The organism is Funiculus sociatus GB2-C1 (assembly GCF_039962115.1).
Classification (GTDB): domain Bacteria; phylum Cyanobacteriota; class Cyanobacteriia; order Cyanobacteriales; family FACHB-T130; genus Funiculus; species Funiculus sociatus.
Window position 1 is genome coordinate 26,565 of sequence record NZ_JAMPKJ010000063.1, and the last position, 7,300, is coordinate 33,864.

7 protein-coding genes are annotated in these 7,300 nt (G+C 42.2%); 2 read left to right on the forward strand and 5 right to left on the reverse strand.

Annotated elements, in window-relative coordinates; all coding sequences use genetic code 11:
* The first annotated feature begins 70 nt into the window (after window positions 1-70).
* A complete protein-coding gene (locus tag NDI42_RS22930) occupies window positions 71-1,153 on the forward strand; it encodes an AI-2E family transporter (protein WP_190456933.1) in 1,083 nt (360 codons plus the stop codon).
* Window positions 1,154-1,372: 219 nt separating this feature from the next.
* Here NDI42_RS22930 and NDI42_RS22935 read toward each other — a convergent pair whose 3' ends face one another.
* The 4 genes from NDI42_RS22935 to NDI42_RS22950 all read right to left on the reverse strand — a co-directional run bounded on the left by NDI42_RS22935 (window position 1,373) and on the right by NDI42_RS22950 (window position 5,550).
* Window positions 1,373-3,685, reverse strand: a complete 2,313-nt coding sequence (locus tag NDI42_RS22935) for a fused MFS/spermidine synthase (RefSeq protein ID WP_190456935.1) — start codon at window positions 3,683-3,685, stop codon at window positions 1,373-1,375.
* An 89-nt stretch (window positions 3,686-3,774) separates the two neighbouring features.
* On the reverse strand, window positions 3,775-4,164 hold the full coding sequence (locus NDI42_RS22940) for a hypothetical protein (RefSeq protein WP_190456937.1): 390 nt from the start codon (window positions 4,162-4,164) through the stop codon (window positions 3,775-3,777).
* A gap of 174 nt (window positions 4,165-4,338) precedes the next feature.
* Window positions 4,339-4,461 (reverse strand): hypothetical protein, encoded by a 123-nt coding sequence (locus tag NDI42_RS22945; protein WP_348231573.1) that lies wholly within the window; start codon window positions 4,459-4,461, stop codon window positions 4,339-4,341.
* Between the two features lie 339 nt (window positions 4,462-4,800).
* Window positions 4,801-5,550 carry a hypothetical protein gene (locus tag NDI42_RS22950; RefSeq protein ID WP_190456940.1) on the reverse strand — a complete coding sequence of 250 codons (750 nt, stop codon included), beginning with the start codon at window positions 5,548-5,550 and terminating at the stop codon, window positions 4,801-4,803.
* A 364-nt stretch (window positions 5,551-5,914) separates the two neighbouring features.
* Between NDI42_RS22950 and NDI42_RS22955 the strand changes: the two genes are divergently transcribed.
* Window positions 5,915-7,153, forward strand: coding sequence for an HhoA/HhoB/HtrA family serine endopeptidase (locus NDI42_RS22955; protein WP_190456942.1), 1,239 nt, complete (start codon window positions 5,915-5,917; stop codon window positions 7,151-7,153).
* Here NDI42_RS22955 and NDI42_RS22960 read toward each other — a convergent pair.
* Window positions 7,119-7,300 (reverse strand): hypothetical protein (locus tag NDI42_RS22960; RefSeq protein ID WP_206755942.1); only part of this gene is annotated, 182 nt, incomplete at its 5' end. The genes NDI42_RS22955 and NDI42_RS22960 overlap by 35 nt on opposite strands.

Sequence of the window (7,300 nt, forward strand, 5' to 3'; positions counted from 1 at the left end):
CAGAGTCTAATATCTAGGCAGCTCTGGTGATAAAAGTGCCTCAGTGTGCAAATGCTACAGGTTTTTTCCCATGCGCCGTTCAGCCAATCTTCAACGCCTCCTACTTTTGGGTCTGAGCGGCCCAATCATCGCCCTAAATATCTGGGTTCTGTCCCAGATATTTCGCTATTTTGAGCATTTATTCGCAGTGCTAACCATCGCGGCGATTTTAGCGTTTTTACTCAACTATGCAGTCCGGATTTTCGAGCGGTTTCGGCTCAGTCGCGCTCAAGCGGTCATAGTCGTTTTGCTTTTGACTTTAACATTTTTGGCTGTCGTGGGCGTAACGCTGGTGCCAATTTTGGTTGATCAAAGCGTCCAACTGTTAAAAAATATACCAGATTGGTTACAAGAAAGTAATCAGAATTTAGATTATTTGGACACATGGGCAAAAAATCGGCGTTTGCCACTGGATCTCAAAGGATTTAGCCATCGCGTCAGCGTTCGTGTTGAAAATCAAGTGCAAGCATTAGCTGGTCAGGCGTTTGGAGTTGCCTTGGGAACGGTGTCGGGATTAATAGATGTGGTGTTCGTGGTGGTTTTGGCATTTTATATGCTGCTTTATGGCGATCGCTTATGGTTCGGTGTGATTAATCTATTACCATCTCAAATCGGGCTACCCTTAAGCGAATCTCTGCGGCTGAATTTTCAGAACTATTTTCTTACCCAACTCATTCTAGGGTTATTCATGGTAGCAACACTGACCCCAATTTTTTTGATTTTGAAGATACCATATGCCCTATTGTTTGGCTTGCTAATTGGTGTTGCCGAATTGATTCCTTTTATCGGTGCTACTTTGGGAATTGGTTTAGTAACAATTCTGGTCATGCTGCAAGATTTTTGGTTAGCCATTCGCGTATTGAGTGCAGCTATCTTCATGCAGCAGATAAAAGATAATTTCTTGGCTCCTAAATTGATGGGCGATTTTACCGGACTTAATCCAATTTGGATTTTCATTGCTTTATTGATGGGAGGTCAAATAGCTGGACTATTAGGTGTAATTTTATCAGTACCTCTTGCTGGAACTATTAAAGACACTATTGATACTATTCGCAGCTTGCGTCAGCCCCCAGTTGTAACGACCGAGGCATACACCGAACCCCAAGATACTTAAATGATGGGATGTATAAAAAATAATCAAAGTCTAGCAATCTTAATCTATTTATAAAACTCTCTTTCTTCTCTTCCTCTGTGTCTGGGAGGTGTTCCAAAAAAGGTATATAGCAATCCTATTTGAGTTGTGAGCCAGCCCTTCGCCCTTCAGATACCCGACTTTAAGAAGTCGGGTATCTCGCCTTCACGAATCATTTAAGATTTCCACAAAACGTCTTTATCAAGTTCCAAAAGCACGTAAAACTCGAAAAATATTTGAAAAATCATCTGTCCACACAGGTACTTGTTTTGTTTGCGGAATCGGTTGCCAGCGCGAATCATTAATCAGATCGCCAAAATTTCTTTCATTATGGGCAAATAACACCCAATGAGAAGGCGATTTACCGATTTCTCGCTCATATTCAGAAATATTCACTTCTTTCTGCCTCAGAGTGGATAATCCTAAATCTTGCGCTAAAGCACCTAAAACAGGCTCTAAGTTTAAAAATCTGTTAGAAATATTAATAACAATTAAACCGTCTTGTGTTAATTTGCTCAAGTAAAGCTGAATAGCTTCCCGCGTTATTAAGTGAATTGGGACTGAATCAGAGCTAAAAGCATCCATGAAAATTAAATCATAGGTATTATCTGAAGCTTCTAAAAATCGCGAACGAGCATCGCCTAAAACAACAGATAATGGAGCTTTTGAATCTTTCAAAAATGTGAAATAACGAGTGTCGCGAGCCAGCTTTTCAACAGTGGGATCTATTTCGTAGAATGTCCATTGTTGCTCTGGTTCTGAATAAGCAGCAAGTGTCCCTACGCCTAATCCCAAAACGGCAACGCGAGAGGAATGTTTATTAGTATTAAAAAACTTAAATAATTGTCCAATTGGCCCACTGGGATGAAAATAAGTTAAGGGTTCGTGGCGGCGTTCTGGTGTTAAACTTTGTTTTCCGTGCAAAATCCTGCCATGCAGCAGACTATGATAGTCTCCGCGTCTATCATTTAAGACGCGGTAAACACCGAAAAAACTGCGTTCTGTGTCGAGTACACCACCCAGGCTTCCTATAGAAAATTGACTGATAAGGAAAATTAAAAATAAGCCGATTATAAGGCGAATGGGGTGTAAATTGAAAGAGTAAAATATAATAATAAGTAGGCTAAACGCCAGAAAATTTCCTATCAAATTGCTAGTTAAATGATTTCCCGAAAACCCGACGAGTAAAGTGCCAATTAAAAGACCGAGGCTAATAGGGAAGGTGAAGCGCCGCTGTAAGCTGGAGAAAGAATCGTCTGCATCTTTTGGAGTTTGCCATAGTAGCAAACTGAGGATCATAATCAGAGGGTACTCTAAGACAGATTGAAACAGCAACGGGGCTGCGATCGCGTTGAACAATCCGCCAAGTACGCCCCCAACAGAAATCCATAAATAAAAGTTAGTTAAATACTTCGTACTAGGGCGACTTCTAGCCAATTCTCCATGAAAAACACAAGCAGCCACAAAAAATCCCAGCAAATGCAAGGGAAATAAAACCCAAATCGGCTGCATTACTTGAATCAAAAATAAAATAGTTAGTACAGTTAAAAATACAGGCAAAATTGCCCCAAAAAGATTGTGCGGTAGTCTTGGTTTTCGGGCGAAAGTCAAAATAAAAGTTAACAGATAAATTGCTAAGGGAATAGCCCACAAAAGCGGAATTGCGGCAATGTCTGTTGTTAGATAGGTCGTGACTCCTAAAAGTAAGCTGGAAGGCAGAAAAGAAAGTAATACCCACTGAGTTTGTTGTTGAATAGTGGGAGGTAGGAAAGAGTTAGGAGTTATGAATTTTGAGTTTTGAGCTAAATTATTTAACTCTTCCTCTTCACTTTTACCTTTTTCTGTTCCCCATCCCCTCCACGGGGGGAAAGATAAGGGTATTTTATTGCTGATGGGTTGGGGGGATGGTCTGTCACCTTCTTCAGGTGATCGCCACAAGAATACTGCACAAACTAGCGTTGATAAAGCCAGTAATCCGTAAGCAATCGCCCATAACCAACTTTGCTGTGTTAAAGAAAAATTTGGCTCAATTAAGATAGGGTAACTCAGAACTCCTAACATACTGCCAAGGTTACTGGCAGTATATAGAAAATAAGGGTCGGAACTGGCTGGATGTCCTGTATCAGCAAACCATTTTTGCACTAGAGGTGCAGAAGTAGCAACAACAAAAAATGGTAATCCGACAGAGAAAAGCAGCAAAGCTAATAACCAAGGAATAGGATTAGCCTCTTGAGGAGGAACCCAACTCTTAGCCACAGAAATCGGTAAAAATCCGAGCGGAACTAAGAGTAAAATACTATGAATGATGGCTTGGCGACGAACGCTAAACCAACTTGTTGTTAGGTGGGAGTATCCATAACCAAGCAATAAAGCGGCTTGGAAAAAAAATAAACAAGTGTTCCATACTGAGGGGGCACCGCCTAATAAAGGTAGAATCATTTTTGCTACCATCAACTGCACCCAGAAAAGTAGAAAAGCACTGATAAAAAGGGTAAAAGAAAAAAGAAATATCATGTCTCCAAACGAAGTATTGAAAAGTGTTTCAGACGCGATTAAGTACGTTTATAGAAGAAAAGTCCGCGACCCAAGGAAATAACTCTGTCCTATCGCTTGTCTTTAATGTAAATAATTTTGAGATACTTTGCATCTGCATCTTGTTTCTTTTTTCCAAGGAGTCCTATGATAAAATCACTAGGTTCGTCCTCTTCAAATTCATCGGGACTCACATAGCTAAGCATATCAGGATGATCTCCTGTAACAACCCAGCCTGGACAATTTAGGAGGTTGATAACTATAAAATTTCCACTACAACTGCCATAATAAACTGGCCCCCACTCTGACATAATCGCTTTTGCCTGAGTTGCTAGATCCTGTTGGGGTTCTGTGAGAATCAGACAAGTTCCATTTTCAAACAGAACCCAGGTTTTCTGTTCGCATTGAATAATAGTTTGCCACGTATTGATCAGAGACGCTATGTTTTTTGGCTCGCTCATGGTGTGCACTCTCTTGCAGTGAAATTGTCAGCATCTCTTCGTTTGAGTGCGATCGCGTCCTCGCTACTCCTTATTCCCGACATCCCACATAACCCAAGAACGCAGTTCTCGCGTGTCTAGTTGAGGTGTTACGCGAGTACCACCGCTTCTTTCATCAATGTAACGCAGCTTATGCTAGCAACCGATAAAAGCCACCAATCCGTTCATTACATCAGTTTCCTCAATCTGGCCTGATGCCAAATATGCCTCTAGCAAAGCATCGTTTTTCCAATCTTCAACAAAGGTAAAATCGGTCACATCATTACAATTTTGTAACAGTTCGTAACTGATGCAACCATTTTCTTTTCGCCTCGGCTCAATTTACTCCATAAGCGCCAATTTCACTTCTTCATTGTGTTGAGAAGGGCGACAACACGAGGCACTATGCAAACGGTTGTTTTAGATGCTAACTTTTTTATTCTCCTGTTTAAAGAAAGCTTTTTCAAGTTTTCCACAGACTCAGAATTCGCGGACTAGACAAGACAATGATTTTGGATTACTTAAGCGTAGAAGTCTGGCAGTTATCGCGTCTCTAGTTGATAACTAAGTATTGCACCTTAAAGTGCATTTCTAGCCAAAAGTCTACAAATCTATTAATTATTTTATAAATTGTAAAGCGGGTTCTGGTTTCATATCAAAACCTTCCAGAAATCCTCGTCGGGCGTGCGATCGCATATTCTTATCGCACAATTCCATCAAACAAACCAATTCATCCCCTTTATAATACTCCGGATTGCGCTGTAAAAAGTAATTTATATCCGGTTTATTGGTAAATCCCTCCTTAATCTCAGCCCAGCTTCCTCGCAAATGTCCCTGCGACGTGGGGAATCTAATTAATCCAGTTTGGGGATTGTAGTAGTTGCCGAATTTTCTCTTAGCTAGGTAATCCATCAACGCCTGATACTTTTCTGGCGTGGGATATCGCCAAGTTGGATAAAAAGTTTTGGCAAATACTGGCAGGTAGCGATAAGTACGATAGCCCTTGACTATCAGAAACCAGTATAAAGGTTGTTCTGGGGCTTCGGCTTTAATCTGCCCAGCCAGACGACACCATGCCAAAGATAGGGTTTGCTCTCCCCAATATTCATGATTAATAATTGTATCACCGGAAAAAATAGCTTGTTGTGGTTCCTCAAATTCAAATTTAAGAACAGCTACTGTAGAAAAACCCTGAATTTTTTCAGTGTCATCTTTCAGGAGAATTACATAATCTTTTTGAGTTAAATCTTTGTAAAACATATCCCGATTTGTGCTATCATAATACTGACAATACAAATCATACATAGAATTAATTAAAGTTTCTGGGAGTTGGTTTAGGCGGAGAACTTCAGATCTTAGCCGATTCATAAATCTATTTTTGAGTTAATAACAACTACTTAATAAGTAGACCGCTTTTAATAGCCCAAGTTCCTAGCCGAATCTCAAAAGGCGCAAATTAGGCGATCGCGTATATGCGATAATCTGCCTGTAGCTACATGAAAATGCTGCGACATAAGAGGTAAGCAAGACAGCAGCATTGCTTCAGCAACAGAAAGATTTCATCTGAGTGCAACACCAATGTCACAAGTACGTCATATCAGGTGTCTACAGTGAGAAGAGTAGAGAGGTGAAGGTTCTCTTCTCTATAGGTGAATCTAGATAGCGTCTTTACGCGGACGCGGTTGGGTAACAAGCGTACTAAGTTTTAACTTCCTTGTGACAGGTGTTTCAAATGCAAAGCAGACAGCAAGATAGAGATAAAAATTCCGGGCGATTTGACGCTTCAGCTTCCAAACCCTGGCAAAAGACAGCAACCTATCTGTCGCTGGTGCTGTTGGGAGCAGGTGTCACTTTTTCAGGCAACTATCTAGTAACTAAGGGCGTGGGGACCGAACCCCTACAAGCATCTCCCCTTCCAGAGAGTCTCACAGCTCAGGCATTACCAGGAAATACAGATACAAACTTTGTTACAGATGTTGTTGAAAGGGTGGGGCCAGCCGTAGTGCGGATTAATTCTTCCCGTACAGTAAGCAGACAGATTCCCGATGCCTTCAACGATCCTACCTTCCGGCGATTCTTTGGCGGGCAATTACCCAGTGGCCCCCAAGAAAGAGTAGAACGGGGTACTGGCTCTGGATTTATTATCAACACTGATGGTCAAATTCTCACCAATGCCCATGTGGTAGATGGTGCTGACACTGTAAACGTTATCCTCAAGGATGGGCGCACCTTTAAAGGTAAGGTGATGGGAACTGACCCAGTAACAGATGTGGCTGTGGTTAAGATTCAGGCTGATAATTTGCCGACAGTGCGTTTAGGTAATTCCGAGCAATTGCGGCCTGGGGAATGGGCGATCGCTATCGGTAATCCCCTTGGTCTTGATAATACCGTTACTACGGGCATCATTAGCGCCACCGGACGTTCTAGCTCCCAAGTTGGCGTTCCCGATAAGCGGGTAAACTTCATTCAAACTGATGCGGCGATTAATCCGGGTAACTCTGGCGGGCCATTGCTGAACGCCAGAGGTGAGGTAATTGGGATGAATACAGCCATTATCCAGGGCGCTCAAGGACTTGGTTTCTCAATTCCCATCAACACCGCTCAACGCATTGCTAACCAGCTGGTGACTACAGGTAAGGTGGAACATCCTTATTTAGGCGTTCAGATGACGACGCTTACCCCTGACGTGAGACAGCAAATTAATGAAGATGCCAATAGTGGCTTGAGCGTAGATGCAGATCGAGGTGTCCTCGTTCTTCGAGTTATGCGAAATTCCCCAGCTGCTAAGGCGGGGTTACGCCCTGGAGATGTGATTCAAAAAATCAATGGGCAAGCGATCGCAAACTCAGAAAGCGTACAACAGCAAGTAGAAAAGACTCAAGTAGGCAGCAATTTACAGCTAGAGTTACGTCGGAATGGGCAAAATCTCAACGTACCTATCCAAACCGCTGCGCTTCCGGTTGAGCGTTAGTAGGCTGTAGCCTTCCATAAGGTGAGTAAGACAGCTGACTGCCTGACAGAAGTAGGTGAAAGCCAATAGCCGCGGGGAATTTGTGAAAAAGGGTAGAGGGACATGAGAGGCTAGAGTTACCACACAACAGCCATCTATTCATGACAA

Bases quoted from the DNA above. Each gene is read 5' to 3' on its own strand.
- NDI42_RS22930 (WP_190456933.1), top strand. From the start codon at position 71: ATGCGCCGTTCAGCCAATCTTCAACGCCTCCTACTTTTGGGTCTGAGC.
- NDI42_RS22935 (WP_190456935.1), bottom strand. From the start codon at position 3,685: ATGATATTTCTTTTTTCTTTTACCCTTTTTATCAGTGCTTTTCTACTT.
- NDI42_RS22940 (WP_190456937.1), bottom strand. From the start codon at position 4,164: ATGAGCGAGCCAAAAAACATAGCGTCTCTGATCAATACGTGGCAAACT.
- NDI42_RS22950 (WP_190456940.1), bottom strand. From the start codon at position 5,550: ATGAATCGGCTAAGATCTGAAGTTCTCCGCCTAAACCAACTCCCAGAA.
- NDI42_RS22955 (WP_190456942.1), top strand. From the start codon at position 5,915: ATGCAAAGCAGACAGCAAGATAGAGATAAAAATTCCGGGCGATTTGAC.